Origin of the sequence: Streptomyces sp. NBC_01446 (assembly GCF_026340095.1) — a bacterium.
GTDB lineage: Bacteria > Actinomycetota > Actinomycetes > Streptomycetales > Streptomycetaceae > Streptomyces > Streptomyces aureus.
Genome location: NZ_JAPEPO010000002.1, coordinates 452,530 through 479,279 on the forward strand (window position 1 = coordinate 452,530; position 26,750 = coordinate 479,279).

Genomic DNA, 26,750 nt, shown 5'->3' on the forward strand with positions numbered 1-26,750 from the left:
ACGGCCCGCCGGCGAGGAAACGTACGAGGTCGTCGCGGACGAGCACGGGCTCCTCGTCCTCAACACGCTGGAGCGGCTGTCGCGTGCTGGACGAGCACATCGTGGCCGTGCACGACAACGGATTCATTCCGGAGGGCAGCCCTGTGGAGGGCTGGGAGGAGAGCACCGGTCACTCCGGCCTGATCCCCACCTCGCCGACCCTCGTCGGCGAGGACAGGCAAGTGGGCGCATCCGCCCTGCCCCGACCGGACGGGGCAGGGCCGGCCAGAACGGATCAGGCGGAAGCGGTGTCAGCCGTATAGGTTGGCACGATCCGCGTTCAGGGCCGCGCTGAACTCCTGGAGAAGCTGATTACCGAGCCGGAGTCCCTCGGGCTCGTCGGCCGTGGATTCAGCCTGCGGCTCCTGGCCCAGGAACCCCTCGACGGCCTATCCGCAGACCAGCGGCCCGCCGTGCCGGACGCGATGGGCGCGCCCTCCAGCGAAGCGATCCGGGCCACCGGAGACCACCGCTACCTGCCCTCTCGGGTTCCGGTGCCTCGTGCGCTGACTTGCCTTGCCGGTCGAGCGGCAGGCCACCACTCGCCCCGGACGGCCCACTCGGCCGGCCCACACGGACCGTCTGCCACCGGGCGCGCGGCTCGGTGTGGGCCAAGCATGGAGGCAGCAGCCTCCGCCAGCCGGCGGTGGGGGTCCAGGGGTATGAGGTGTGAGCGGTGACTTCGACATCTCGCGGAGTGGCCATTCTCGACGTCGGTGACTCCGTTGCGAACTGGTCGGCCCACGAGCAGCCGAAGGTTCCTGAAGGGGCGCCGAACGTCGCGTACATCGGGTTGGACGACGTCGGGTCGGCGCTGTGAGCTGCTACGTCGGACGGGTCGAGACGCCGAATATCGACTACCCCGGCGCTGCCCCTGGGTCTTCACCGGCGGCACGCTGCGCCGTGTGGGGGCCCACGGCAGCGGCGAACCGTACCCCGGCCTCGAAGCCGAGGACGAGGCCCTACTCGCTCGCGAACAGAGGTACGGCGCGGGACGGCAGGCGGCACGATCCGAAACATCCCCTGCGGGGCCGCACCGCATCCGGGCTGCCGAACTCGAAGCTGGGGTGCCGCGCCGCGCCGGCGCACGGAGGGGACCGACCCGCGGACAGTGCTGCCGACACGAACAGGTGAGGATGCCGATGCCCGCTCACGATGAGCCTCTCCTGACTGTGGATGCTCACGGCCAGGTCGTGGGGTGGAGCGTCGCAGCGGAACACCTCTTCGGCCGTACGGCGGCCCACGTCCTGGGCACCAGTGTGTTCGAGGTCGTCGGCTCCCTTGCCCGCGGGCGGGCGTGGCGCATCGTGCCGCTGGTGCGGGAGCCCCGCGAACGGACCTGGGGTGTGTGGCAGTACGAGGACAAGGCCGAGGGCAGCGCAGGAGGCGGGGATGAGGACCTGTTGGGTCTGGGAGAGGCGATCCTGGACGCCGTGTTCACCCAGGCAGATGTCGGTCTGCACTTCCTCGACCCGCAGCTGCGGGTCGTGCGGGTCAACCCATCGGCCATCGGCATGCGCGGCATCTCCCTGGAGAACGTCATCGGTCTGCCGGCCATGGAGGCATACGCCTCCCTAGGCATGCGGATCGACGAAAGCATGCTCCGTGAGGTCCTCGTCTCGGGCCGGCCGGCCCGAGATGTCCTGCTGCGGAGCCGGCCACCCGCCGACCCGGACCGTGAGCACGTCTTTTCGGTCTCCGTCTATCGCGTGCGCAACGCGGCGGGCCGCACCCTCGGACTGGTGGCGACGACGGTGGACGTGACCGCGCGAGAGCGCGCCCAGGCCCGCCTCCGGCTCCTGCACAGGGCCCGCGAAATGATCGGGCGCACCCTTGACGTGGAGCGCACGGCCCGCGAGCTGGTCGACGTCACGGTGCCGGCCTTCGCCGACAGTGCCGTGGTGGCACTCACCGACGCCGTCCTGCAGGGCAAGGCGCCTGAACTCGCGGCTCTCGACGGCGAGATGCTGCTGCGCTGTGCTGCGGCGGGCAGTACTCGCGCCGACCACCCGCCACCACCGACGGGTTCGACTCTGCTGCCCGCGCTGTTCGGCCCGAAGCTGCCGTTGTCGGTCACCACCCTGCCGGCAGAGGGCGCTCACCCCGGCAGCGCCCCCTACGGGCCGCGGCTTGTGGCGCCGCTGTCGGCACGGGGCCAGATCTTCGGGGCGGTCGCCTTCGAGCGCCGGCGCGGCGGTGAGCCGTTCACTCCCGGGGACGTGGACCTGGCGAAGAGCATCACCACGCGCACCGCGAGCAGTCTGGAGAACGCGCTGCGCTTCACCCGCGAGCACATCGTCATGACCTCGCTGCAAAGCTGGCCCATCGGACAGGAACGGCAGACCCAGCGGGCCGCCGAGATCGCCCAGCGCTGCCGCCCGGGCGGCAGCGGTGCCGGATCGTGGTTCGACGCTCTGCCCCTGCCCGGCGCCCGCGTCGCGCTGGTGGTGGGACAGGTCGAGCGTCCGGGCCTGAGCGCGGTCGCCACCATGAGCCGCCTGCGGACCGCGGTCCAGGCCCTGACCACCCTGGACCTCGACCCGCACGAACTCTTGGCCCGGCTGCATTCCACCGTCCTGCGCCTCGCCCGCGAGCAGAAGAGCCTGCAGGGAAGCATCGACGAACCCACCGTGCACTGCACCATCGCCATCCACGACCCCGTCAGCGGGCGCCTCGACGCCGCACGGGCCGGCCGCTCACTGTTCGCGATCGTCCGCCCGGACGGCACCATGGACGCCGCCCCCCTGCCTATGGGGCCACTCCTGGGAGGGGACGGCCCTCCGTTCGCCTGCACCAGCCTCGTCCTGCCTGAGGGAAGCACGGTCTGCCTCGCCTCTCCCGCGGCCACCCGCGAGCAAGGCCCCACGCGCCGCAGCCTGGCCGCCGCCCTCGCGCATCCGGATCACGGACCGCAACAGATGGCAGACGACGTCCAACACCTCCTGGCCCCGGACCGCGTCCTGCTCGTCGCACGCACCCGGCACCTGCCCCCGGACGAGGTTGCCCAGTGGAATGTACCGCCCGAACTCCAGTCCGCCGGACCGGCCCGGGAGCAGACACAGACACGCCTTCAGGAATGGGGACTCGACATCGCCTCGTCCACCGCCGAACTGGTCGTCAGCGAACTGGTCACCAACGCCATCCGCTACGGCGCTCCCCCGATCACCCTCCGCCTGATCCGAGGGGAGACAACTCTGACGTGCGAAATTGACGACGCCGCGCTCGCCGCCCCCCACCCCCGCCACGCCAAGGCGACGGACGAAGGCGGACGCGGACTGCACATCTGCGCGACACTCGCCGAAAGCTGGGGAGTTCGCTACCGCGAGGACGGCAAGACGGTCTGGGCCGAACTCGACTCGCGAACCACCGGACCGGATGCCGGATGAGCCACGCGCAGCCAGTCAGCACCCACACGAAGAACGCACGGCAGAACCCACCACGCCGAAGCGTCCTCCGTCGTGACCGACTCCTCTCAATTCACGTTCGTCATCGGCTGGGTGACTACTGCCAGACGCGGATGTAGTCCACGTACATGGTGGAGGTGTAGTCCAGGGGGGCGTCCGCAATGTTGCCCTGGGCGTACGGGATGACCTCGTGGGACGCGATGGGAAACTCTCGGACCTGGCTGATCAGATTGGGGTCGGTGATGGTGCGGACCACCGTGCCGTCGTAACTGAACGTCATCCGAGTGGATGTCCAGTCCAGGGTGACGGTGTGGTACCAGGTGGTGTCGTGCAGGCCGGGGGCGCTGACGTTGGTGCTGGATTGGTGGTGGTCGGCGCCGTATCCGTCCCAGTGGACGGTGACGCCGTACTGGTTGGCGGTGCTGAAGGTCTCCATGATGTCGATCTCGGCGCCATCCCGCGCTGTGCCGTCCACCGCGCCGCCGGGGGTCACCCCGTTGCTGGCCTGCAGCCACGCGGCGGCCAAGTGCCCCTGAGTCGGGGGGATATGGATGCTGTACTCGATGGTGCCGAACGTGAAGTCGAACTGGCCCTGGCTGTCGATGCGGCCGCCGCCGTAGGTACCGTCGCCGACGTTGCTGATGTCGATGGCGAGCGCACTGTTCGTCACCCGGACGTTGGACGCCTTGTACCAGTAGTCACCGCGGTCGACGTCGAGGATGTTCCACTTGTTGGTGTCCACGCTGGTGCCGGTGAACTCGTCGCTGAAGACGAGTGTGGACGCGGCGCGTGTTGCCAAGGGCCCGACATGTGGTTGCGCGTCGTGCGGGGTCGCCGGGTCGACGAGTGCTGGACGGGCGCTTGCGACGGCAGGGCCCGCGTAGGCAAGGGGCCCCGGCAGTGCGGCGACGGCCCCGGCCGCGCCCACGGTACGGAAGAGGCTGCGGCGTGACATCCCGTTGTCGTGCATGCTGTCCTCCTGGTTTCGGCTCTGGACCCTGCGCACACACGGTGTGCGATCTCTGTGATTAGTCGACGCCGATGAGGCGGTCACGACAGCACGGCCGTGGCGCTGCCGGCGTGCGTGGTCACCGTCACGCGCACCGGGTCGGTGCCTGAGGGCGGTTCCGCGTTGAGCACGCCGTTGGAAAGGACGGTGATCCTGGCGGCGGGTACGCCGTCGAAGTCGACCTGGATGCCGGGGCCGTAGCCGTGGCCTGCCGCCAGGACATCGCCGCCGTCCGTCGTCTTGTGGGCGTAGCCGATGCCGGGCGCCGACGAGGTCGTCAGTTGCTGCCACCGGCCGGTCAGCCCGGCCCGTGCGACGGTGTCGGCGGGCAGATCGGCGGCGTCCGGTGTGCTGGGGATGGCCCGGTTGCCTTCGATGCGGGTGTCCACGGGCACGGGCGGTGAGCAGTGGAACTCGCCGGTCAGGCCGGACTGGACGTTGCCGACGTAGTCGAGATGGCCGGTGGTCTGGCAGCCGCCCTGTGCCTGCTTGGCGCCCCACTCCAGGTTTCCGGTCCAGTTCAGCCACTGCGCCCCGGCGTCGTCGTACCAGGTGAAGTTGACGTTGCCCTGGTCGTAGGCGACGTTGCCCGCCACGGTCAGGCCGTGCGCGACGCTCGCTGCCCGGTCCACCGAACCGTCGGCGGCCTTGATGGTCTGGCCCTGATGCCCCTCGACATACACCGCGCCGCCGTCCTTGAGGACCTGCATGTAACGGTGGACCAGATTGTGGCTGATGGTGTTGTCGCTGTTGATGTTGGTGGTGTTCTCGGGGTGTGCGGCGTTGTCGACGTGGCCCTGGACGACTCCTGCGGAGATGCCGGTGTACGGCAGGTCGCGCAGTTCGTTGTGGGTGACCAGGGTGTGCTGGGTGAAGAAGAGCGTGATGCCGGCCGCACTCGGGTAGTCGGCGCCGGCGTGGTGGATGAGGTTGTTCGCCAGGGTGTTGCCCGAGTTGATCTCACGGTCGTCGGCGCCGACGTCGGAGGGGTTCGGGTCGGTGGTGCTGCCGAGGATGATGCCGTTCCCGGAGATGTCGGCGAAGGTGTTGCCTTCGACGGTGTTGTCGCGGCTGCCGTGTTCGATGACGAGTCCGGCCGCGCCGAGGTGGGTGAAGGTGTTGCCGCGCAGGACGATGTCGTGCGCGGCGGTGAACTCTACGTTGCCGGGTTGCCGGGTGAGCGCGCCGAACGGGCAGGTGCCGGGTGGCGTGCCGAAGGTGCAGGTGCCCTGCGGCCGGTCGGGGTTGTCCCCGGTCAGTCGCAAGTTGTCCTGTACGTCGGCGAATCCGGCGGGGCTGCTCGGCTCCAGCCAGGTGGCGTACGCGAAGTCGAGGCCGGAGAAGGTGAGGTTGCGCACCGGTGCGTCGATCGTGCCGGCCCCCTTCACCAGGGTGCTGAGGCCGGGCACTTCCACGTCGAGGGAGTGGATGTCGGCACCGGCGGCGGGGATGTAGTCGAGGACGCCGCGCTCCTGGTCCACGTACCATTGCCCGGAATGCAGGAAGGGGTAGGCGTTCTCGATGCGGGTCGGCGCCGTGCCCGCCTTCATGGACGGCAGAGAGCCCGATGCCTGGGTGAACGTCGGCCGTTTCGTGACGTTGCCCCAACAGGGCTGCTGCATCAGCAAAGTTGGGATCTGCGCCGACTCGACGCGGCAGCGCGACTGGGTCCAGGGGCCGTTGCCGCCGGTGTAGACGAACTCGACCCTGCGCAGTGCGTCCGCGCCGACGGTGGCGAGAAGGTCCTGTCCCCAGTTGGCGGGTGTGGTGGTGTAGCCACCGGTCGCCGCCGCGAACGACAGGTTCAGTTCGGCCGGCGTCGTCTGGGAGATGGGCGCGCGCTTGCCGTCGACGTACACCTGGCGGGTGTCGAGTCCCTTGGGCAGCGGTGCCTCCCAGATGTTCTTGTCCTTGTCGCGCAGCGTCCAGTCCGTGACCTTGAGCGCGCCGCTGAGTACCGGGTGAGCACCGTGGGCCGCCGTCCATGTGACCCGGTGGGCGCCTCGGCCGGAGTCCTCGGGCCCGAATTCCAGGGGTTTGTCGAGGCGGTATGTCCCGTCGGCGAGTTCCACCACGATGTCGCGTGCCCCACCCGACGGGAGCAGATGCCGCACCCGGTCCTTCGCGCCTTCCACCGAACAGGGGCGCCCGGTGGAGCATGCGCTGCCCCCGCCGTCGGGTGCCGCGTGCAGTACGACGGCGGGCGGTTCACCGGCTGTCGCGGCGCCCGCGGGAAGCAGGACGCCCGCGAGGACCGTGGCGACGGCCAGGGGTACAACGGCCCTTGCTCGTCTCAGACTTGGCATGGCGCGGTGACGCATCAGGAGGTCCCCTGTCGGTCGTCGGTGGCGAGGGCGAACACGTGGATCAGCGGGGCCTTGACGCCGAGAGCTCCCGACGCGGTGGGCAGTGTGACGGAGACAAGGCGCTTGGCCGGGTCGGCGTCGACGTGGACGGCGTAAAGCCGCGCGCTGCGGGTGGTCTGGGCGCGGCCGCTGCCGTTGACCTTTCCTGCGTCGGCGGCGATCACGGTGGTGGACGCAATCGTCGGGGCGGCCCAGTCGGGCACAGTTACCTCGCTGGCGGCGCTGGTGCCGTCGGAGTAGGTGAGCGTGACCGTGCCGGTGATTCCCGCGGACGGCCCGTACGTTCCGGTGACCAGGAGTCCGACACGGGCCGCGTGGCCGGATAGCGGGATGCGCTGGCCGTCGGCCACGGCGTTGTCCCGGTCGGTGGCGGCCGACGACGGCAGAGCGAAGGTGAATCCGTCCGCCGACACCGTGCGGCCCCGCTCGACGCCCGCCGCCGCGAGGCCCTCGGCGGACAGACTCGACTGCGCACCGTCGATGTCGCCGGGCTGCGGGTTGCCGTCCTGCGTGATGCCGATGTTGTCGTAGGCCTCGGTCAGATCCCGCAGCGGCACCGTTGACAGCGCCGAGCCCCGCACTCTTCGGCCGCCCTCGCCGGCGGTGAAGTCGGCTGTGGCCGTGAGCCGGTAGGGGCCCGCGTGCGCGGCCTCGTCGGGCGTGACGGTGAACCGCACGGTGCGGCTCTGATGCGGCGGTACGGTGACGTGCCGCGCCGGAATCGCGTGCGCCAGGGCGGTGTTGTCGCGGGTGTTCTGCGCGGTCAGGCGGACCTCGGCGCGGGGCAGGGTCCGGCCTGTCGTGTTCGTCACCTCGCCCTCGACGACCGTGCGGTTGCCCTGCGACAGGTCGTGCGGAGCTCTCACCGTGACGTGTACGTCCTGCGGGGCGGCGAGCACCTCCAGTTCGGCCAGAACCGGCTTGGCCTTGGCGGCTCCGACGAGACGCACCCACCGGTAGGCGTGCGCGGTGTCCAGGGGCAGCGTCTGCCAGTCGCGCGTCGGCGTCCACTCCACACGCGTCAGCGTCGTGCAGCCGCTGTCCGGTCCGGCGGAGCAGCCCTCGATCCTGGCTCCGGCCAGCGAGGAAAGGTCGGCTGTCGATGTGCTGCGGGGCAGCAGCCGCACCGCGGCCGGGCGCACCGCGCCCTGTTCCCCGAGATCGAGGCCGACGGCCGCCCCCGCGGTCTCCGCGGCGAACGCGGTCGCCGGGTCGCCGTCGGCGGCATTCGCCACACCTTCGGGCCCGTACGCGGTGGCGCTCACCGGCCGCGCGTCGGGGTCCGCGTGCTCGGCGACGCCGGGCGCAGTCCCGACGGTGTCCGCCATCGCCTCGTAGTCAAGATAGCTCTCCCTGCGCGGACTGCCCCACGCGGTGGAGGCGAGGATCTGCGGCGGACGCCGCAGATACGACAGCGAGTACGCCTCCGGCGCCGTGTACTGCCGATCGCCCCACTGCGCCATCTCAAGGCCCTGCACCCGGTCCGAGTCGCTCACGGCGTACGTGCGGTAGAGCGCGTCGTCGTCCGGGATGTACTGGCCGTTGGCCGTGCCCGGCATCGCCTTGGGGACGACGTACAGCCGCGAGAACTCGTTGCTCACCACGACGTCGTATCCCTGGTCGATGAAGGTCTGCTCATCGCCGAGCCACGCCTGGATGCGGATGTCCTTGTCGACGGTGACAGAGCCCGCTCCCCCGGCCTGCGGCCACCAGCCCCAGATCTGCATCTTCTTGCCGTGCCGGGCGAGCAGCGCGTTCAGGTGGTTCTCGTACGCGAGGAAGACGTCCTGGGTCTTGGAATAGCCCTGCGCCTTTGCGTACGCGGCGAGTTCGGGACACTTGTCCTGCGTGGCGGCACGTGGTGTCTCGTCGCCGCCGAGGTGGATGACCGGTGAGTCGAAGAGGTCCACGATCTTCTCGGCGAGCCCGTCGAGCCAGGCCACGTTCTGAGGCTTGGTGATGTCGACGGTGAACCCGGGGTCGACCCGGGCGGTGTCGATGATCGCGTTCATGGACGCGCAGTCCCAGCGCAGGCTCGGCCGGTACTTCGACATCGCGGTGGCATGCCCGGGGATGTCGAGCTCCGGGAGCACGGTGACGTGATAGCGGGCCGCGTAGTCCTGCACGGCTCGGAGGTCGGCGGGGGTGTACGACTGCGCAGCCGCGAGCCCCTCGTAGCCGGGCAGGTCGAGCCGGAAGAACTCCGAGTCGGTCAGGTGCCAGTGCAGGGTGTTGAACTTCGTCCACGCCAGCTGACGGATCGTCTGCTTGATGGACTCCACCGACCAGTACGTGCGAGCGGTGTCGATCATGAGGCCTCGGGTCCGCTGCACGGGGGTGTCCCGGGTGGAGCCGACCGGGAGCGAGGCGTGGTCATCGGAGGTCTTCAGCATCTGCTCGACCGACTGCTCCGCATAGAAGGCACCGGCCGGGCCGTCACCGGAGAGGCGGACCGAGCCCCGGGTCACGTCGATTCCGAACCCCTCGCCGGCGTTGCCCCGCGCGGTGACCTCGACGTCGCCCTTGCGCACCGCGCCACCGGCGACGACCGGCAGTCGCCGGATGCCCAGCGCGGCCAGGTCGTCGGCGAACGCACGCGCGTCGGTGACCAGCCGGGAGCCGGGTGCGCCATCAACGACGATCCGGGACTGCCCCGTGAGCGTGAACTGGCCGCTTCCGCCCCGCCAGTTCTGCAGAGGCGGTACCACAGCGGGGGCGGCGGCGACTGCCGCAGGAGCTGTCGCGGAGGCACCGTCGGGGGCCGACAGCGCGCCGATGACCGCGAGTGCGGCCGCAGCCGCGTTTATCAACCGACTTGCGCTGCGCGGCACTTGGCCACCTCCGAGGCTCGTGGTGTAGACCACGTGAACTGGAGGGGAGGTTACTGAGTCAGGCCGGGCAGCGCCAGAGCGACGGCAGAGAAACCTCCTCAAGACCTCCGATCAATCGGACAGATCAGGCAGCGAAGGGCTTGAACGGGTCTCCTAATTCGTGAGTAGGCGGTTCCAGGGCAGCCCTGTGAAGGGCTGCTGGACTGACTTTGGTGGATGGGTTTCGCGGCGACCGCGTGGGCGCCGGAGAACTCCTGGTGTCTCCGGGCCCGCAGAGGCCTTATGAAAGAGCGGTTGCCTCCGGCGTCTTCGGGGCGCCGTGAAACCCATCCCGGCTGTTTGAACGTTGATCGTTGTGGTGCGAGCCCGCCGCAGGGTGACCTCCCGTTTCCTCCCGAGCCTTCGAGCTCTGCACGAGACAGAGGCCCCTGCGGTGCGCTGGCGTCACGAACGGCTGGTGAGATGGCGGACCCGAGAGTCCTGGAATTAGGTCGCCGCGTGGCCCACACAGGCTTGTCACCTGCATAAACGGACAAAGCAAGGAGCACGGTTTTGAACGTGTACTGCGGGATCGACTGGGCCGAGCGCCATCACGATGTCGCCCTGGTCGACGACAGCGGCACGCTGCTGGCCAAGCGGCGGATCACCGACGACGCAGCCGGCTACCGGATGCTGCTGGAGCTGCTCGCCGAACACGGCGACGCCCCGGATGACCCGATACCGGTCGCGATCGAGACCAGCCACGGCCTGCTGGTCGCCACTCTGCGCACCGGAAAGCGCCAGATTTTCGCGGTCAACCCACTGTCCGCCGCTCGCTATCGCGACCGGCACAGCGTCAGCCGCAAGAAGTCCGACCCCGGCGACGCCCTGGTCCTGGCAAACATCCTGCGGACCGACATGGACGTCCACCGCTCGCTGCCCGCCGACAGCGACCTGGCCCGTGCCATCACCGTGCTCGCCCGCGCCCAGCAGGACGCCGTCTGGCATCGCCAGCAGTTGGTCAACCAGGTCCGCTCGTTGCTGAAGACGTTCTACCCGGCCGCCCTGGATGCCTTCCTCGGCAAGCAGCACGGCCTCGCCCGTCCGGAAGCCCGCGCAGTCCTGGCCACGGCCCCGACCCCGGCCCGTGCGGCGAAGCTCTCCGTCACGCAGTTCCAGGCCGCGCTGCGGCGGGCCGGCCGGGTCCGCGGGATCGAAGCCGAAGCACAGCGCCTGCGCGAGGCATTCCGCGGCGACCACGTCCGTCAGCCGCAGGCCGTCGAGGACGCCATGGGACGCCAACTCATGGCACTCATCGTGCAGTTGGACGCCGCCTGCCGGGCGGCTGATGACCTGGCCGAGGCGGTCGAAGAGTCTTTTCGCGAGCACCCGGACGCTGACATCCTGCTCAGCTTTCCCGGCCTTGGCGTCCAGCTCGGCGCCCGGGTGCTCGCAGAAATCGGCGACGACCGCGACCGCTTCACCGACGCCCGCGCTCTGAAGGCATATGCAGGCTCGGCGCCTATCACCCGCGCCTCCGGCAAGAAGAAGTTCGTCGGGCGGCGCTTCATCAAGAACGACCGGCTGATCACGGCTGGCTTCCTGTGGGCCTTCGCCGCACTGACCTCCTCGCCCGGAGCCGACGCGCACTACCGCCGCCGACGCGAGGCCGGAGACTGGCATGCCCAGGCTCAGCGACATCTGTTCAACCGGCTGCTCGGCCAGCTCTACCACTGCTTGCAGAGTCGGCAGCTCTTCGATGAGCATCGCGCGTTCACCTCCTTCTCAACGGATCTGGCCGTCGCGGCTTGACTTCTTAAGCACGTGAGATGTCTTTCATCAAGAACCCGGCCGGCCCGCAGAACAGTTGGGCCATCACCAACACATCCCCCGGTGAACGAATACCCATCTGGAACGCCAGTTCGAGCACAACAAGGAGAGCGTCTGCGAGCAGGGCGAGAGCAAGAAGCGGGCCAAGAAGTTCGCCGCGCGCACCTTCAACAAGGAACATGCTCGCGCCGGCAAGTCCCACGGCGCGAGCAGGAGTTCGACGCACGACACGTAGTCGTCCAAGGCTGCCACATGGCCGCCGGCATTCGTTATCAAGAGAGCCCCGATCGTGTATGACGGCGAACGCCGCGGGTACCCGAAGGCAACGTGCACCACCACCATTCGACACTGGAGGCGAAATCCCATGGGCCTAGGCGGATGTATTCTGCTCATCGGCGCAGGTGCCATTCTCACGTTCGGCACCGACTGGCAGATGCGGAGCGTCAACCTCGATGTGGTCGGCGCGATCATGATGGTCGTCGGCGTCATCGGCGTGCTGGCCTTCCTCAGCATCGCCAAACGCAGGCGGGTCGTCGTGCCATCGTCCACTCCGCTCATCGACGAAGAGCGAGATCGCCGTCTCTGATGCAAGGCGACAGGTGACCGGAGGACACCGGCAGGCCACTGTCGACTGTCCGCGCCTCCGGCGCTTCTGGTCCCAATGAGCGTGCACATAAGGATAGTTGAGGCACCGATAAGTGCTACAAAAAACCGCGGACCGCAAAACCAGGCTGACCGTCCTGGCGCCGCTTGGCGCCAACTCCCCATAGCCGTCGTCAAGGCGGTCGCCGACCTCCTCTCCGGCGCGTCCCCGCTGCTGTCGGAGGCGGGGTCATTCCGTGGCCGACAGCTTGAACGAGGCCTTCCCGCTCGCCGCCTTGCGCCGCAGTAGACGCCCGGCCGACCCACAGCACCCTTTCGGCTTGGGGGTAAGGAACGCTAGCTATTTGTGGTCGCTGTTGGCCGCAGTCGGTATCTTCATCGTGGGCGGCTGCTTCTCGTTCGCCCAAGGCATTGCGTTCGCACCAGCAGGAGTCCACCAGTGCCTACGCGGCGGGACTCTCGGTACTTGGCGCAGCGGTCCTGGCCGGGGGCGGCTCGCTCCTGCGGGCACTTCATCAGGTACGTCATGGGCGTGGCGGGGCCCGCAGCAATCCGGTGCTGCGAGCCCCGTTGTCGCCGAAGAAACGGCACAGCTGTCGTCGGCGTTCCACTCGCCGCCGCTTGCATGATCCTGCACCTGGTCACGGACAGGTGGTCTGGGAGGCGTCGGTCTCTCTGCAATCGGGCTGCTCCTGGTCTACGTGGCCTACCACCTCGGCAGGGACGCCCGGAACCAGCTCATCGGTGAGGCCGTCGGCCCGGAACTGCGGGGCGAAATCCACGCGCTGCTCGACGCCCAGCCCGGGGTCGCCTGTGCGGTCGCCCCGCCGACCACGCAGCTTGGCATCGAACAGACGCTGCTCGCGGCTGGCACAGATCTGCGGCTTGGCCTGGACAACGGGGAGGGCGAGCAGGTCTCCGAGCGCATCAAACACTCCGTGACACGAACCTGGCCGACGGCCGACGAGGTGTTCCTCGACAGCACGGAAGCACACGGGACACGGAACGGTGACGGGGCTTGCCTCCGTATGCGTTACAGCGTGGACGGCCGCAGGGGTGGCTCCTGTCGCCGAGAGGCAAATCCGGCTCAGTGCGAAGTCCGCGACGGCTTCAAAGCCATCGACGGCTTCAACGCACGACCGCCACGGCTGATCACCCGAGGAAGCCGCCCGCGACGGAGAGCAGGACACGGACCACCAGGCAGCCTGAGACGAAACACAACCGGCACGGCTTCGGCGCGCAGGTCCTGGGGCGGGGTTTCGGTGCCGCATGCGGTCACCAGAGCGCTGGGTGACCGTGGCCCGGCCCTCCTTGCCCCCGTTATGTTGTCCACGGTCCTGCAAGAGGGCCGTCGGCTTCCGGGCCCGGCATCGGCGCCGGCCGGCGCTGGGCGAGCTGGCGATCCAGTTCGGTGCGGATGTCCGCGCACAACGCGCCCGTGCGACCCCACTCGACCAGCAGCTCGGCGACGTGGCGGAGCTTGATGTCTGTGCGCATGGACGTCTCCCGCAGGACGTCCCAGGCTTCCGCCGACGTCATCCGCCCCACGGCGATGAGCACGCCGGCCGCTCGGTCGACCACCGCGTCGAAAGCCCCCGGTTGCGGCCGACCGGCTCCGGCGTCCCGGTCCAAGACGGGTACCTCTAGGCCTTCGGCCACAAGCTCATCGCTTCGCTGCTCATCGGGGTGGGGCCTCAACGGTGCCTCCAGGACAATCGGCGACAAATGTAACCACTACTTTCACTGTCCCCGAGTGAAGCGACAAGCCGCCGAGAGGCGTACGTCTTGCCCTTGGGCGTGGCACAACCACAGCCACCTCAGCAGCCCACCCGTGTCACAACGGCGCCGCACTACTGTCCGGAACGGCAGCGACACTGAAGCGACTCACCGACGCAGGGCTCCGTCCCAAGGCCATCGATCGAGCCCGCATCCCCTTCGACCCTGTTCTGCGTTCGCGCAAGCCAAGGCCGCGCTGACGAGGGATCGTGGGCGCGGAAGGCTCGGAAGAACTGGTCGTCATCCGTGCCCAAAGGGGCGGCTCCTGACCGCCAACAGATTCGAGGCTTGCGGACGCATCGGGTAGTGACTCTCGGGCAGGGGTTCGTCGGGGCCGGCGCCGTAACGCGCGCCGAGGCTCCCGTGTCTGCGGTGCCCGCGACGGGTACTCACCCGCCATGCGAATGAGTGTGATCGACGTGGGATCCAAGACCGTCCGGCTCGTTGTGGCCGACGCGCAGGGCGGGGTGCCGCTGCCCGTGCACACAGCCAAGTGGAAGCTGCGGCTGTCGGAGCAGGTGGACCCCGACGGGATGGTTCCTGAGCCCGCGGTCCAGCAACTCGTCACGGCCGTCTCTGCCGCTACGCGGACAGCCCGACACTGGGGCGCTGCAGCGCCGTTGACCTTCGCTACCACCGTGGTACGCAACGCGCCGAACTGTCTTGATGTCGTCCAGGCCCTGTACGCCCGCACGGGCGTCCGGATCCGCACGTTGCCCGGCGAGATGGAAGCCGAGTTGACCTTCCTGGGAGCGCGACGGTGGATGGGGTGGCGAGCCGGTCCACTGGCCATGCTGGACATCGGCGGCGGCTCACTGGAAGTGGCGTTCGGGCGTGGCAGGCTGCCCGATTTCGCGGCTTCGTTGCCTCTCGGCGCCAACCGGCTCACGCGGGAGTTCCTCAGCGAAGAGGAGCCGCCCTGTGCGGAGAGCGTCAAGGCGCTGCGCCGCAGGATTCGCCATCAGCTCAGGGACGTGGCCTCGCGGATCCGCTGGGAGGGGCCCCGCACCACCGTGGCCACGTCAAGGACGTTCGAGCAGCTGGGCCGCTTGTGCGGTGCGCCCCCTGGCCGACAGGGCCCCTTCGTCCCACGCCCCTTGACACGAAGGGACCTGCGCCGCGCAGTCGATCGCCTCGCCGCCCTGCCGTCACCCGAGCGTGCACAGCTGGCCGGGATCTCCGCACCGCGTGCGGAGCAGAGCCTGGCCGGAGCCCTCGTGGGTCACACGGCCATGAAGCTCATGGGTATCACCGAGGTCACCATCTGCCCCTGGGCCATTCGTGAGGGAATCCTGCTGCGCCTCATAGAGGAGGGCAGCGCGTGGTGGTCCGATCTGGCCCAGACCTGCGACACGGGTGCCGCCCCCGCCAGCCGCACGCCCTCGCGGGTCGCGGACCCCTCGCGCTGACGCCACCCCTGCCGCCCACATGCGCCCGGTGCCGCCCGCCCCTAGGGTGACGATCGAGCGCCGGAACAGAGCCGTGCAGAGGTATCTACGGACGCAGTGGGCGCAGGGAAGTTTCCTCGTGCGCCGTCGGGCCACTCGGGTGACGAGTCCCTTCACTCCCTGAGGAGTCTTCATGACGGAATTCGGCTATTTCCTGTCGTGCGAAGAGCACACACCGAGCGAGCTGGTGGAACAGGCCAGGATGGCGGAACAAGCCGGTTTCACCTCGCTGTGGATCTCTGACCACTACCATCCGTGGAACAGCAACCAGGGGCAGAGCCCGTTCGTCTGGTCAGTGATCGGCGCGCTCTCCCAAGCCGTGTCACTTCCCGTGGAAACCGCTGTGACCTGCCCCATCATGCGGATGCACCCGGCCGTGGTCGCTCAGGCAGCCGCTACGAGTGCCGTCCAGCTCGGCGGCCGGTTCCGGCTGGGCATCGGCACCGGGGAAGCCCTCAACGAGCACATTTTGGGCGACGCCTGGCCCGAAGCACCTGTCCGGCTGGAGATGCTGGAAGAGGCGGTCCAGGTGATGCGGCGCCTGTTCACCGGAGACCAGATCAGCCATCGCGGCAAGTACTACACCGTGGAGAACGCCCGGCTCTTCACCGTCCCCGACGGGCCCGTGCCCATCGACGTCTCCGCCTTCGGCCCGCAGGCCGCCGAGCTGGCCGGTCGGATCGGGGACGGCCTCATCACGATGGCCCCCGACACCGCCGCCATCGAACGGTTCCGCCGCAGCGGTGGCGGAACCAAACCGGTGGCCGCCGGTCTCAAGGTCTGCTGGGACACGGACGCGGCGGAAGCCGTCCGCACCGCTCACCGCCTCTGGCCGAACGCGCACCTGCCCGGCGAACTCGCCCAGGTCCTGCCCACTCCGCGCCACTTCGAGCAGGCCTCAGAACTCGTCACACCCGACCGCGTCGAGGCGAACCTGACCTGCGGGGACGACGTCGATGCCCACGTGGCGGCGGTCAAGGAGTACGTCGACGCCGGCTTCGACACCGTCTACATCAACCAGATCGGCAAGGATCAGCAAGGGTTCTTCGACTTCTACCGCACCAAGGTGCTGTCACAGCTCGGGACCTGAGCCACCCCACTCGGGTCGCAGAGGGCTGGGAGAGGTGCAGCCGAAGCACGACATGCAAGGGGAAAGGCATGGGAAGGACCGCGGTCGTCGTCATCGACATGATCAACACATACGAACACGATGACGCCCACCTGTTGCTGCCCACCGCGGAGGCCGCGCTCCCGGCCATCGTGCGACTGCTCCAACGCGCCCGCGAGAGCGGCGTTCCGGTCATCTACGCGAACGACAACTTCGGACAGTGGAGATCCCATCACGGGGAGCTCCTGGAGACTGCCCTCTCGGGGCCGCACGCGGATCTGGTCCGCCCCCTCTGCCCGGACGAGGATTCCCTCTTCGTCGTCAAGGCACGGCATTCCATCTTCTTCGAGACGCCTCTCAGCTATCTCCTGAGACAGCAAGGAATCGATCGTGTCGTGCTGTGCGGCCAGGTCACCGAGCAGTGCGTCCTGTACTCGGCGCTCGACGCCCACATCCGTCACCTCGAGGTGACGGTCCCCCGCGACGCCGTCGCGCACATCCACGAGGATCTGGCGGATGCCGCTCTGCGGATGATGGAGCGGAACATGGGCGCCGACATCGTGGTCACCGATCAGATCCAGTTCTGACCCCGGTGTCGCTGACTGCTGACTGCTGACTGAGTCGACCAGGCTTACGGCTCACTCAAAGAGGCACCGTCGCAAGGCATGAGGCGGCCTCCTGTATCAGCGCGTCCACGAATGCGCCCGGAGTCCGGCCGCCTCGGCCACCGCGGCGGTGCGCAGTCAGGCGCAGGCACCATTGGCGTCCACGTACAGCTTGCGCCTCCGGCGCGTCGGTGGGCACGGTGTGGACAGCGGCCTCGACGGAGTCGACCGCGCGGGGCGGGACCGGACCTGTTGTCCCCGGTCATCGCCCTCCTTGTCCGTCCTCGGTGTCCGCCGCGTCATGGCGGTGCCGGCTGGAGAGCATCTCCTGCATCTTGGCCTTGAGGCCCTGCTTGATCATCGCTCCTCGGTCGCTGTCGCCCTTGATGACGGACAGAGCGGCGGCCTCGATCTGGTCGAGACTGGCGTGCGGGGGGATCGGCGGCACGGCCGGGTCGGTGCGGAAGTCGATGACGAAGGGACGTTCCGCGCCCAAGGCGCGATGCCAGGCAGACTCGACGTCGCCGGGCTTCTCCACCCGCACGCCCTCCAGCCCGATCGAGCGGGCGAAGTCGGCGTAGGGCACATCGGGAAGTGCCTGTGAGGGGAGGAACTGGGGGGCACCCGACATGGCGCGCATCTCCCAGGTCACCTGGTTGAGGTCCTGGTTGTTGAGTACGGCGACGATCAGGCGGGGGTCCTGCCACTCGGGCCAGTACTTCGCCGCGGTGATGAGTTCGGCCAGACCGTTCATCTGCATCGCCCCGTCCCCGACGATGGCGATGGCGGGCCGGTCCGGGTGGGCGAACTTGGCACCGATGACGTACGGCACTCCGGGACCCATGGTGGCGAGCGTGCCGGACAGCGAGCCGCGCATGTTCCCGCGCATCCGCAGGTGCCGGGCGTACCAGTTCGCGGCGGAGCCGGAGTCCGCGGCCAGCATCACGTTCGACGGCAGCAGCGCGTCGAGGGCATGTACGACGTATTCGGGGTTGATCGGGTCGGCCTCCACCGCGGCCCGCCGCTCCATGACTTCCCACCAGCGCACGGTGTCCTTCTCGATCTTCTCGCGCCAGGAACCGTGCTTCTTCCGATTCAGATGCGGGAGCAACGCCTTGAGCGTCGCGGCCGCGTCGCCGACAAGGTTGACCTCGAACGGATAGCGCAGCCCGACCATGTAGGGATCGATGTCGATCTGCACCGCGCGCGCCTGGTCGAGGCCGGGCATGAACTGGGTGTAGGGAAAGCTGGATCCCACCACCAGCAGGGTGTCGCAGTCCTGCATGAGTTCGTACGAAGGCCGCGTGCCGAGCAGACCGATCGACCCGGTGACATACGGCAAGTCGTCGGCAAGCGCGTCCTTGCCGAGCAGCGCCTTTGCCACCCCGGCCCCCAGAACCTCCGCGAGCTCTTCGACCTCCGCCCGCGCGCCCCGTGCGCCCTGCCCGATGAGGATCGCGACCTTCTCCCCCGCGTTCAGCACCTCCGCCGCGCGCTCGATCTCAGCCGGGTCGGGGACGGGGGCGTAGGACCCCAATCCGAGGCTGGAGGGCACCATCTTGAACGCGTGCGTCGGAGGCGAGTAGTCGAGCTCCTGGACGTCCGCGGGGATGATCACCGCGGTGACCGTCCGGTTGGCGTACGCCGTCCTCATCGCCCGGTCGATCACGTTGGGCAGCTGTTCGGGGACGGTCACCATCTCGCAGAAGTCGGAGGCCACGTCCTTGTACAGACTCAGCAGGTCGACCTCCTGCTGATAGGAACCTCCCATCGCGCTGCGGTTCGTCTGGCCGACGATCGCGACGACGGGAACGTGGTCGAGCTTGGCGTCGTACAGGCCGTTGAGCAGGTGGATCGCACCGGGTCCCGAGGTCGCGGCGCACACGCCGACCTTGCCGGAGAACTTCGCGTAGCCGACCGCCTCGAACGCGGACATCTCTTCGTGCCGCGACTGGATGAACTGCGGCTTGTTGTCCGCCCGCCCCCACGCCGCGAGGAGACCGTTGATTCCGTCGCCCGCGTAGGCGAAGACATGCTCGACTCCCCACTCGCGCAGGCGCTGCAGGACGTAGTCAGAGACTTTGGTCGACATGGATGACTCCCCTTCGTCAATCGTGGGGCGTGGTCCTCAACCGGTGCTTCACGGCGTACGCGCCCCCGGCAGCCTCCGTACCCGCCTCGCCGAGCAGCGCCTCCGAGACGAGGCGTCCGTCACGGACGGAAAGGGCGGGCCGGTCCGCGGCCTTCTCCGGGTGCTCGACGGGCAGGTGTCCGTCGAGGCCGAGTGCCAAGACCTAGGCAACGTGGATCGCGCACCGGCCGGACGCGTCCTGCTCGATCTTGGTGCGGCAACTGAATCCGTCCGCCGGCGCGGGCGACAACTCCTACGGAGGCTCCGCCCAGGCGTACGGCAAGACCGTCGACAACCACTTCGAATGCGGAGTTCGAGGCGATCCTTGACGCCCCACTGCCACCGATACGCGGTCACACAGTTCGACGCCGACCGTGAACATGTGACGCGCGGGAGGTCTCTTCTTCAACACTTCATCCTCGTCGTCCTCGCGTCGTCTCCGTACGGAATGCCAAGATCCAGGCACGAGTTGCCAGCACACGCTCCGACTAACGGACGCGGACGGTAACGCACGGAGTCAGCCGAGTCTGCACACGTGGATGGCCCCCACCCGCATGGTGGGGGCCCATTCACGAAGCGGTCAGTTGTGGCGGCGCTTCAGGGGCTCAGCAGCGCCTCGGGCACGGTCGTGGACCCCACGCAGGGACTCCTCGCCCTTCGCCTGGTCGGCCCTGCCCTCGGCCTCCTTGCCGCGATTGCCAGTGACCTTGCCGGTCATCTCCTTGGCCTTACCCTTGACCTTGTCCGTGCCACCCTTACCGGCCATGACAACTCCTCGTTCTCTGTGGCGTCTTGTGTGACGCCTGCTCCTCCAACGTAGGAGAGACGAAGGAAGATCGCCCGCCGGACAGTCACACCGTGTCACCGGGCCTCACGGCCGGGGTTGCGCGCCCCTAATGAGGCTCGCCACGGTGAGGGCTGAGCGGACTTCTGAGCCCCTCGCGTGCCGCTGGCACTCGCGCAACCATGCCGATCAGGATGTGCCCGGCGATGACGGGCAGCCTGCGTACCTTGTGGTCGGTCGGAACGCCCTTGAACCTCTCGTCACTGCCACAGATGGGCAGCGCTCCGACGCCGAGTCCAGTTATCTTGCCCGCCGCGTCCAGCACGCCTTCGGATGCTGGTCGTTCAGTGCTTGCGGCCGGTCAGCAGGTCACGGGCGCGGTCGACGAGACCGACGCCAGGACCGAGGATCTTGTTGCCGGGAGGTGTGGTGGGCACGGAAGGGTGAGGGCGGGTCGGGGCCGCCTTCTTGGCCTTGCGAACCTTGTCTCCCAGCTCCTCCAGCTCCTGCGGTGTGCAGACGGCTGCCAGCAGCGGGAAGAGTCGTGCCTCCTCGTCCCGGATATGCTCGGTCACCTCGGACTTCAGCTTCGCCACAAGCGTGTCGAACTGATCGTCGTCGGCGTCGCGGCCCTCTAGATCCTTGAGCAGCCGCTCCGCCTCAGCATGGTCCTCGAGCTCCTTGTCCGCCAAAGCGTCGCCGCCGTCGACGTGTTCACGCACCGCCGGGTAGAGGTACTGCTCCTCGGCGACCGAGTGCCGTACCAACTCGACCGTCAGTTCATCCACCAGCTCGCGGCGCCGGGTGTCCCGGGCCGGCTGCGCCTCGATGCGGATGAACAGCTCGTCCACCTCGCGATGGTCGACTGTCAGCTCCGCGATGACGTTTCCACCGTGCCCCATGGCAGGGCCCTCCTTTTCGATCTGGTCACCGAGAACGAGCAGGCGCGCCCGCCTCTGGAGCGCACGGGTACCCGAGGGCCACGCCGGCACACACGTCCCTTGCCTCGCCCGCCTCGCGCATCTGCTCCTTCCGCCGACAGACCGCCGCCGGCCCGGAACCACCAAGAACTCATGGATTCCACGGCGTCACACACTGGCCCGAACGTCGTGTGTCCGTGACGATCACGGGTACTCGACCGCAGCGGACCCGCCCGGCCCCGAAGGAGGGAACTGCCGTGAGCGAGAAGGACAAACTGCGGGCCTATCGCGGGAAGCGGCACTTCGACCGGACGGCTGAGCCGAGCGACGAGCGCGCGATGAAGAACGAGGCGCCACCGGCCATGAGCGAGGAGCCCACGTTCGTGGTGCAGATCCACGACGCGAGCACGATGCACTTCGACTTCCGCCTCGAGGTCGAGGGAGTACTGAAGTCCTGGTCGGTCCCGAAGGGGCCCTCCCCCGACCCGCAGGACAAGCGACTCGCCATTCCCACCGAGGATCACCCCTTGAACTACGTGGATTTCGAGGGGGTGATCCCAAAGGGCGAGTACGGCGGCGGAACCGTCATTGTCTGGGACTGCGGTACGTACCGGCCGACCAGCCATGACAAACGGAACCGGCCGGTGCCTTTCGGACAGGCTCTGGAGGACGGCCACGCCACGTTCGAGCTGCACGGCAAGAAGCTGCACGGCCGGTACGCACTCACCCGGTTCCACGGCCGTGAGGAAGCGAGCGACGGGGTCGCCAAGAAGCCGACATGGCTTCTCGTTCGGACCGGTCACGGACACGGGAGCGGTGCCGGCACCCCCGATCCACGGCGGGCCCGCTCGGCCCGCAGCGGCCGAACACTGCGCCAGGTCGCCGAGGCCCCGGACGCGCCCACATGGGAGGCGAACGCCGGTGCACGGGAATGAGACAGCCTGCTGGACGCATTGCCGCCCGAACTGGACAGCCGCACCCGCATGGCTGCTCCGGGAGCCGAACTGCCGACCTCTCGGATGCGGCCTGCGGAGCGCCGGTAAGACCAGAACCCGTTGTTCTGTCACAGCGCGAAGAAATGCGCCACCCTCGATACCTGGGGCTACGAGACGACAAGAATCCGACCGACGTCGTCAGGGAGCGCGGTGATCCCTGAGCGGCGAGAGAGCGCGACACGGGGAGATGTAGCTGCTGCTCGCGAAACACGCTTCGCTCCTCTCTCCGACGTCTTCGACGTTGACGCCGGTGATGAACATGTCCTCGAACTCGCCGTCGGTGAGCATGTTGTCGGCCCAGGCTGACTCGATCTTGACTCAGATGCTCCATGCGTCCGTCGAAGTGCAGCGGCACGTTCATGTCATCGCTGCGGAAGCGCTCGTCGCAGCCTCCTGACCGGGGACTCCGGTCGAGGAGCGAAGAGGCCGGGGCCTCAGATCGCCCGCTGGAAGTCACGCCCATTGCAGTCCAGCGGGCCGGGCGCCTCAGCCCGATGTTGCCTGGGATGGCGCAGGGGCGGGTCCTGCACCCGCCCCTGCGGAGGCCGATGCCGGCAGTCGGCCTCCGCAGTCACTGGCACCCCGTGGCTCGGAGCCCCTCCCCCATCGCCCGCGTGACGGCCCGTCCTCGCCGCCGACACGATGGTGCCGCATAGTTAGATCACTCCTGGGTACCGGAGAGCGGAGACGGCAGACCCCCACCCGGCGAACCCACGTCGGGCGGCCCACTCGGAGCCACGAGGGGACAAATGATGTGTGACAACAGCATCCCCGAGGAACTGTTCGCGGCCGCCGCCCAGGACGCCCTACGCGACCTCCACCGCGCACCTGACGACCTGGCTGCGCTGGACACACTGGCCGCGTGCGACATTCTCGTTCCTGAACCTACCGAACTGGACAGTCACGACCACTCGGAAGACGGCGGACTGACGCTTCCAGTGATCGACGACCCACCACGCCTTCGTGCCGTTCCCGTCTTCACATCAGCAGAGCGAATGGGCCAGGCACTCCCCGACATTCTCGAGAGTCACCAGATACAACTTGGACTGCTGGCAGCCAACTGGCCCAGCGACGAAGACCTGGCCCTGCTCATCGACCCTGGCCACCACGACGGCGTGATCCTCACAAGTAAAGGCGTCCGAGCCCTGCTCGCCCCGCCCCGGCCATGATCGCCACCTCACCAAACACGGATATCCGGGCCTCATGACGGCGTTGCCTCTCACTCAGCGCATCCGAACGCAGCACCCACACCAATCCCCATGCCCGGGGAAGGAGACCGCCCGCTCCCAGCAGAGCACCGGCACGTAAGTATGTGCCCGCCGCATGACCAACGACGAAGACATGACTCTCCGCCCCCTGCAACTTGGCGAGGAGCGAAGACTGGGGACCGGCTCCGACCCGCCGAAATCCCAAGCCGGCCGACCGCTCACGTCAGCGAGTACCCCACGCACGGACTCGAAGCCCGGCGTCATGAGCCCCACACGCATAGAGACCATGGCTTTCCACGCGGCCGACGCATCGTTGTCTCCAGCCTGCCAGGGCGAGGCGACCGGCCCGGGAGCAGGGAACGGACTCCAGGCATCCGAGGGCACGTGGACGGCCTAGGGCCCCCGGCGCCCCGGTACCGCCCGCTTTGCAGCCAAGATCGGGGCCCGGCCTCCCGCATTTCTGGGCTGACCACCCGCGGCGCAGGCAGTGCCACGTCGGCCGTTCCACCGTGGCCACCATCCTGACCACCAAGGCCACCGCCTGTCTGTGGCAGCCCACGAGTCCACCGGGCGAGCGCCGCGGCATGGGCACTCACGGAAGCCTGACCCTCACATCCGGGGCGGGCCGTGTGGCCCGCCGAAGCATGGGTACTCGAAACACTCTCCAAGCTCCCCCCTCGAGCTCCTGCGGCAAACGGGCCGACCCCGGCGCGAGCGGAGGGTGCGACGGGACGCTGTCAACCACGACAGAGGAGGGAGAGGCAGATGGCGCGCTCGGTCGGTATCGATCTCGGCACGACGAACTCGGTGGTCTCGGTCCTCGAGGGCGGTGAGCCCACCGTGATCACCAATACGGAAGGGGCCAGGACCACCCCGTCGGTCGTGGCCTTCACCAAGAGCGGCGAAGTGCTCGTCGGCGAGGTGGCCAAACGACAGGCCGTGACGAACGTGGAGCGCACCGCGCGCTCCGTGAAACGGCACATGGGAGACCACGGCTGGCGGTTTCCGGACGACGCAGACATCGACGGCAAGCGGTACAACGCGCAGGAGATCTCCGCGCGCGTGCTGCAGAAGCTGAAGCGGGACGCCGAGTCCTACCTGGGCGAGGACGTCACCGACGCGGTGGTCACCGTCCCTGCGTACTTCGATGACACCCAGAGGCAGGCGACGAAGGAGGCCGGCGAGATCGCCGGTCTGAACGTCCTGCGCATCGTCAACGAGCCCACGGCCGCGGCACTGGCGTACGGATTGGACAAGGAGAACGACCAGACCGTGCTGGTCTTCGACCTGGGTGGCGGCACCTTCGACGTCTCGCTCCTCGAGATGGGCGAGGGTGTCATCGAGGTGAAGGCCACCAACGGCGACACCAGCCTCGGCGGTGACGACTGGGACCAGCGCATCGTGGACCACCTGGTCCAGCAGTTCAAGAACGGTCACGGCGTCGATCTGTCCAAGGACAAGATGGCTGTGCAACGCCTGCGGGAGACCGCCGAGAGGGCGAAGATCGAGTTGTCCTCGTCCTCCGAGACCACGATCAACCTGCCCTACATCACAGCCTCCGCCGAGGGCCCGCTGCACCTGGACGAGAAGCTCACGCGCGCCCAGTTCCAGCAGCTCACGTCCGACCTCCTGGAGCGCTGCAAGACACCGTTCCACAACGCGATCAAGGACGCCGGCGTCAAGCTGTCGGACATCAACCACGTGATCCTTGTGGGCGGCTCGACGCGTATGCCGGCCGTGACCGAGCTGGTCCGCGAACTCACTGGCAAGGATCCGAACAAGGGGGTGAACCCGGACGAGGTCGTCGCCATCGGCGCCGCTCTGCAGGCCGGTGTCCTCAAGGGTGAGGTCAAGGACGTCCTGCTCCTCGACGTGACCCCGCTGTCCCTCGGCATCGAGACCAAGGGAGGGATCATGACGAAGCTCATCGAGCGCAACACCACGATCCCGACCAAGCGTTCCGAGATCTTCACGACGGCCGAGGACAACCAGCCGTCGGTGCAGATCCAGGTCTTCCAGGGCGAGCGCGAGATCGCGGCGTACAACAAGAAGCTCGGGATGTTCGAGCTCACCGGTCTGCCGCCGGCCCCGCGTGGTCTTCCGCAGATCGAGGTCGCCTTCGACATCGACGCCAACGGCATCATGCACGTGACCGCGAAGGACCTGGGCACGGGCAAGGAGCAGAAGATGACCGTCACCGGCGGCTCCGCCCTGCCCAAGGGAGACATCAACCGCATGGTGCACGAAGCCGAACAGCACGCTGAGGAAGACCGCCGACGCCGCGAGGCCGCCGAGACGCGCAACCAGGGCGAGCAGCTCGTCTACCAGACGGAGAAGTTCCTCAAGGACAACGAGGACAAGGTCCCGGGCGAGGTCAGGACCGAGGTCGAGGAGTCGCTCACCGAGCTGAAGGAGAAGCTCAAGGGCGAGGACACGGCCGAGATCCGCACCGCCACCGAGAAGGCCGCTGCCGTCTCGCAGAAGCTGGGCCAGGCCATGTACGCCGCTGCCCAGGGCGCGCAGGCCGCGGGCGGTCCTGAGGCCGGTGCCCCGGGTGACGGGCAGAAGGCCGCTGACGACGACGTCGTCGACGCCGAGATCGTCGACGACGACAAGCCCGAGGCGGGTTGACCATGGAGAAGGAACGACTGCCCGTCACAGACCTCTCGCTGCGGCGCCTGCTCGATGAGCGCACGGCCGACCTGCAGCGGGTGAAGGCGGAGTACGACAACTACCGCAAGCAAGTACAGCGCGATCGCATGGCTGTGCGGGAGATCGCCGTCACCAACGTTCTTCGCGCGCTGCTTCCCGTGCTGGATGCCGTAGACCGCACGTGCGAACACGAGCCGATCACGCCGGGCTTGAAGGAGATCGCCGACTCCCTGCGAACCCAGCTCGGCTCGCTGGGCCTTCAGTCGTTCGGCGACAAGGGCGACGCGTTCGACCCCACCCTCCACGACGCCGTGGCCCACCATGTCTCCTCGGACGCCGACCGGCTGACCTGCACGCACGTACTCTGTCCCGGGTACCGAGTTGGTGACCACTTGCTGCGTCCGGCCCACGTGGAGGTCGCCGGACCTCCACGATCCGCATGGGATCCCCGCCTTGGGCATGACACAGGGAACTGAGCCGATACGAACCCGACGGGACGACAGCGGATCACGCTACTGGCCGCGGAGTTGAGAGCCACCTCCCAGGGACCGTCGCTGCGGCACGCCACTGAGCGCTCGCGGCAAGCGAGGCCGCTTCCGCGTGTCGGCAGCCCACCCATTCAACGTCCTGGGTGGTGCGGATGGCGTCAGTCAGCGGACTGAGCGCGTCGCCGATGACGCCGAGGACCTGGCGCACGCCCAGTTCGCTCAGCGCGTCCGCGATGACGCGGGCCACGGTTCGTGCCAGGGGGATCCGTCGATCAGACGGTGAAGCGGTCAGGGTCGGTCGCGTGCCAGTCGGCCGCCCAGGTGTCGGGAGGCTCGGCGAGCAACTGGCCGGGCTCGAGCCACTCGTAGAACTCGGCGTACGAGTGCTCGGTGTAGGGGTCGATGCGGCGGTGGAGCATGTGTGGACGGAACTGCGAGGCAGCGCTCACGCCCATGGAGGCCATGATCTGCAGCGCGCTGGCCACCGTCGCCTCCTGGAGGCGCTTCACGCGCGCCGTCTTGTCGCCGACGTCGAGTGCGCGGATACGCCATACGCCGACGACGCGACGCGACG

24 protein-coding genes and 2 pseudogenes are annotated in these 26,750 nt (G+C 68.3%); 13 read left to right on the forward strand and 13 right to left on the reverse strand.

All coding sequences use genetic code 11. The features are described from left to right. The first annotated feature begins 83 nt into the window (after positions 1 to 83). From OG456_RS39590 to OG456_RS39600, 3 genes are all read left to right on the forward strand, one after another. On the forward strand, positions 84 to 302 hold the full coding sequence (locus OG456_RS39590; protein WP_266569916.1) for a hypothetical protein: 219 nt from the start codon (positions 84 to 86) through the stop codon (positions 300 to 302). Positions 303 to 715: 413 nt separating this feature from the next. After that, positions 716 to 859: a hypothetical protein gene (locus tag OG456_RS39595; protein ID WP_266569917.1), complete on the forward strand. Its 144-nt coding sequence runs from the start codon at positions 716 to 718 to the stop codon at positions 857 to 859. A 322-nt stretch (positions 860 to 1,181) separates the two neighbouring features. Next, on the forward strand, positions 1,182 to 3,425 hold the full coding sequence (locus OG456_RS39600) for a SpoIIE family protein phosphatase (protein ID WP_266569918.1): 2,244 nt from the start codon (positions 1,182 to 1,184) through the stop codon (positions 3,423 to 3,425). A 115-nt stretch (positions 3,426 to 3,540) separates the two neighbouring features. Here OG456_RS39600 and OG456_RS39605 read toward each other — a convergent pair whose 3' ends face one another. The 3 genes from OG456_RS39605 to OG456_RS39615 form a co-directional block, all read right to left on the reverse strand. After that, complete coding sequence (locus OG456_RS39605; RefSeq protein WP_266569919.1) at positions 3,541 to 4,413, reverse strand: glycoside hydrolase family 16 protein; 873 nt, start codon at positions 4,411 to 4,413, stop codon at positions 3,541 to 3,543. Between the two features lie 80 nt (positions 4,414 to 4,493). After that, a complete protein-coding gene (locus OG456_RS39610; RefSeq protein WP_266569920.1) occupies positions 4,494 to 6,758 on the reverse strand; it encodes a right-handed parallel beta-helix repeat-containing protein in 2,265 nt (754 codons plus the stop codon). Positions 6,759 to 6,772: 14 nt separating this feature from the next. Continuing rightward, on the reverse strand, positions 6,773 to 9,628 hold the full coding sequence (locus OG456_RS39615) for a family 20 glycosylhydrolase (protein WP_266569921.1): 2,856 nt from the start codon (positions 9,626 to 9,628) through the stop codon (positions 6,773 to 6,775). Between the two features lie 573 nt (positions 9,629 to 10,201). Here OG456_RS39615 and OG456_RS39620 point away from each other — a divergent pair. Beyond that, positions 10,202 to 11,440 carry an IS110 family transposase gene (locus OG456_RS39620; RefSeq protein ID WP_266569922.1) on the forward strand — a complete coding sequence of 413 codons (1,239 nt, stop codon included), beginning with the start codon at positions 10,202 to 10,204 and terminating at the stop codon, positions 11,438 to 11,440. 4 nt (positions 11,441 to 11,444) lie between these two features. Here OG456_RS39620 and OG456_RS39625 read toward each other — a convergent pair whose 3' ends face one another. Then, positions 11,445 to 11,660 (reverse strand): hypothetical protein, encoded by a 216-nt coding sequence (locus OG456_RS39625; protein ID WP_266569923.1) that lies wholly within the window; start codon positions 11,658 to 11,660, stop codon positions 11,445 to 11,447. Positions 11,661 to 11,822: 162 nt separating this feature from the next. Here OG456_RS39625 and OG456_RS39630 point away from each other — a divergent pair, with 162 nt between their 5' ends. Next, complete coding sequence (locus OG456_RS39630; protein ID WP_266570742.1) at positions 11,823 to 12,044, forward strand: hypothetical protein; 222 nt, start codon at positions 11,823 to 11,825, stop codon at positions 12,042 to 12,044. 253 nt (positions 12,045 to 12,297) lie between these two features. Beyond that, positions 12,298 to 12,690, forward strand: coding sequence for a cation transporter (locus tag OG456_RS39635; protein ID WP_266569924.1), 393 nt, complete (start codon positions 12,298 to 12,300; stop codon positions 12,688 to 12,690). A gap of 12 nt (positions 12,691 to 12,702) precedes the next feature. Here the strand turns inward: OG456_RS39635 and OG456_RS39640 are convergent, their stop codons facing one another. Both OG456_RS39640 and OG456_RS39645 read right to left on the reverse strand, forming a co-directional pair. Beyond that, positions 12,703 to 12,996 (reverse strand): hypothetical protein, encoded by a 294-nt coding sequence (locus OG456_RS39640; RefSeq protein ID WP_266569925.1) that lies wholly within the window; start codon positions 12,994 to 12,996, stop codon positions 12,703 to 12,705. A 385-nt stretch (positions 12,997 to 13,381) separates the two neighbouring features. Then, positions 13,382 to 13,642, reverse strand: a complete 261-nt coding sequence (locus OG456_RS39645; protein ID WP_266569926.1) for an ANTAR domain-containing protein — start codon at positions 13,640 to 13,642, stop codon at positions 13,382 to 13,384. A 593-nt stretch (positions 13,643 to 14,235) separates the two neighbouring features. Here OG456_RS39645 and OG456_RS39650 point away from each other — a divergent pair. The 3 genes from OG456_RS39650 to OG456_RS39660 all read left to right on the forward strand — a co-directional run bounded on the left by OG456_RS39650 (position 14,236) and on the right by OG456_RS39660 (position 16,980). Further along, positions 14,236 to 15,246, forward strand: a complete 1,011-nt coding sequence (locus tag OG456_RS39650; protein WP_266569927.1) for a Ppx/GppA family phosphatase — start codon at positions 14,236 to 14,238, stop codon at positions 15,244 to 15,246. A 172-nt stretch (positions 15,247 to 15,418) separates the two neighbouring features. Then, positions 15,419 to 16,375, forward strand: coding sequence for an LLM class F420-dependent oxidoreductase (locus tag OG456_RS39655; protein WP_266569928.1), 957 nt, complete (start codon positions 15,419 to 15,421; stop codon positions 16,373 to 16,375). Between the two features lie 68 nt (positions 16,376 to 16,443). Continuing rightward, positions 16,444 to 16,980 (forward strand): isochorismatase family cysteine hydrolase, encoded by a 537-nt coding sequence (locus tag OG456_RS39660; protein ID WP_266569929.1) that lies wholly within the window; start codon positions 16,444 to 16,446, stop codon positions 16,978 to 16,980. Positions 16,981 to 17,260: 280 nt separating this feature from the next. On the opposite strand, the gene OG456_RS39665 is transcribed toward OG456_RS39660, so the two are convergent. From OG456_RS39665 to OG456_RS39685, 5 genes are all read right to left on the reverse strand, one after another. Then, positions 17,261 to 19,090, reverse strand: a complete 1,830-nt coding sequence (locus OG456_RS39665) for a thiamine pyrophosphate-requiring protein (protein WP_266569930.1) — start codon at positions 19,088 to 19,090, stop codon at positions 17,261 to 17,263. A 16-nt stretch (positions 19,091 to 19,106) separates the two neighbouring features. Next, positions 19,107 to 19,289, reverse strand: coding sequence for a hypothetical protein (locus OG456_RS39670; RefSeq protein WP_323136439.1), 183 nt, complete (start codon positions 19,287 to 19,289; stop codon positions 19,107 to 19,109). Between the two features lie 420 nt (positions 19,290 to 19,709). Further along, complete coding sequence (locus OG456_RS39675) at positions 19,710 to 19,895, reverse strand: CsbD family protein (protein WP_266569931.1); 186 nt, start codon at positions 19,893 to 19,895, stop codon at positions 19,710 to 19,712. A gap of 127 nt (positions 19,896 to 20,022) precedes the next feature. Further along, on the reverse strand, positions 20,023 to 20,238 hold the full coding sequence (locus tag OG456_RS39680) for a hypothetical protein (protein ID WP_266569932.1): 216 nt from the start codon (positions 20,236 to 20,238) through the stop codon (positions 20,023 to 20,025). A gap of 19 nt (positions 20,239 to 20,257) precedes the next feature. Further along, complete coding sequence (locus OG456_RS39685) at positions 20,258 to 20,815, reverse strand: hemerythrin domain-containing protein (protein ID WP_266569933.1); 558 nt, start codon at positions 20,813 to 20,815, stop codon at positions 20,258 to 20,260. A gap of 275 nt (positions 20,816 to 21,090) precedes the next feature. Here OG456_RS39685 and OG456_RS39690 point away from each other — a divergent pair, with 275 nt between their 5' ends. The 4 genes from OG456_RS39690 (at position 21,091) to grpE (ending at position 26,164) form a co-directional block, all read left to right on the forward strand. Continuing rightward, positions 21,091 to 21,768: a DNA polymerase ligase N-terminal domain-containing protein gene (locus OG456_RS39690; RefSeq protein ID WP_266569934.1), complete on the forward strand. Its 678-nt coding sequence runs from the start codon at positions 21,091 to 21,093 to the stop codon at positions 21,766 to 21,768. 809 nt (positions 21,769 to 22,577) lie between these two features. Beyond that, positions 22,578 to 22,997: an SseB family protein gene (locus OG456_RS39695; RefSeq protein ID WP_266569935.1), complete on the forward strand. Its 420-nt coding sequence runs from the start codon at positions 22,578 to 22,580 to the stop codon at positions 22,995 to 22,997. An 804-nt stretch (positions 22,998 to 23,801) separates the two neighbouring features. Continuing rightward, positions 23,802 to 25,667, forward strand: coding sequence for a molecular chaperone DnaK (gene dnaK / locus OG456_RS39700; RefSeq protein ID WP_266569936.1), 1,866 nt, complete (start codon positions 23,802 to 23,804; stop codon positions 25,665 to 25,667). 2 nt (positions 25,668 to 25,669) lie between these two features. Further along, positions 25,670 to 26,164, forward strand: coding sequence for a nucleotide exchange factor GrpE (gene grpE, locus OG456_RS39705; protein WP_266569937.1), 495 nt, complete (start codon positions 25,670 to 25,672; stop codon positions 26,162 to 26,164). A 70-nt stretch (positions 26,165 to 26,234) separates the two neighbouring features. Here grpE and OG456_RS39710 read toward each other — a convergent pair. Then, a pseudogene (locus OG456_RS39710) lies at positions 26,235 to 26,435 on the reverse strand (thiamine pyrophosphate-binding protein); the annotation flags it as partial. Between the two features lie 13 nt (positions 26,436 to 26,448). Continuing rightward, a pseudogene (locus OG456_RS39715) lies at positions 26,449 to 26,724 on the reverse strand (FMN-binding glutamate synthase family protein); the annotation flags it as partial. Positions 26,725 to 26,750 lie beyond the last annotated feature (26 nt).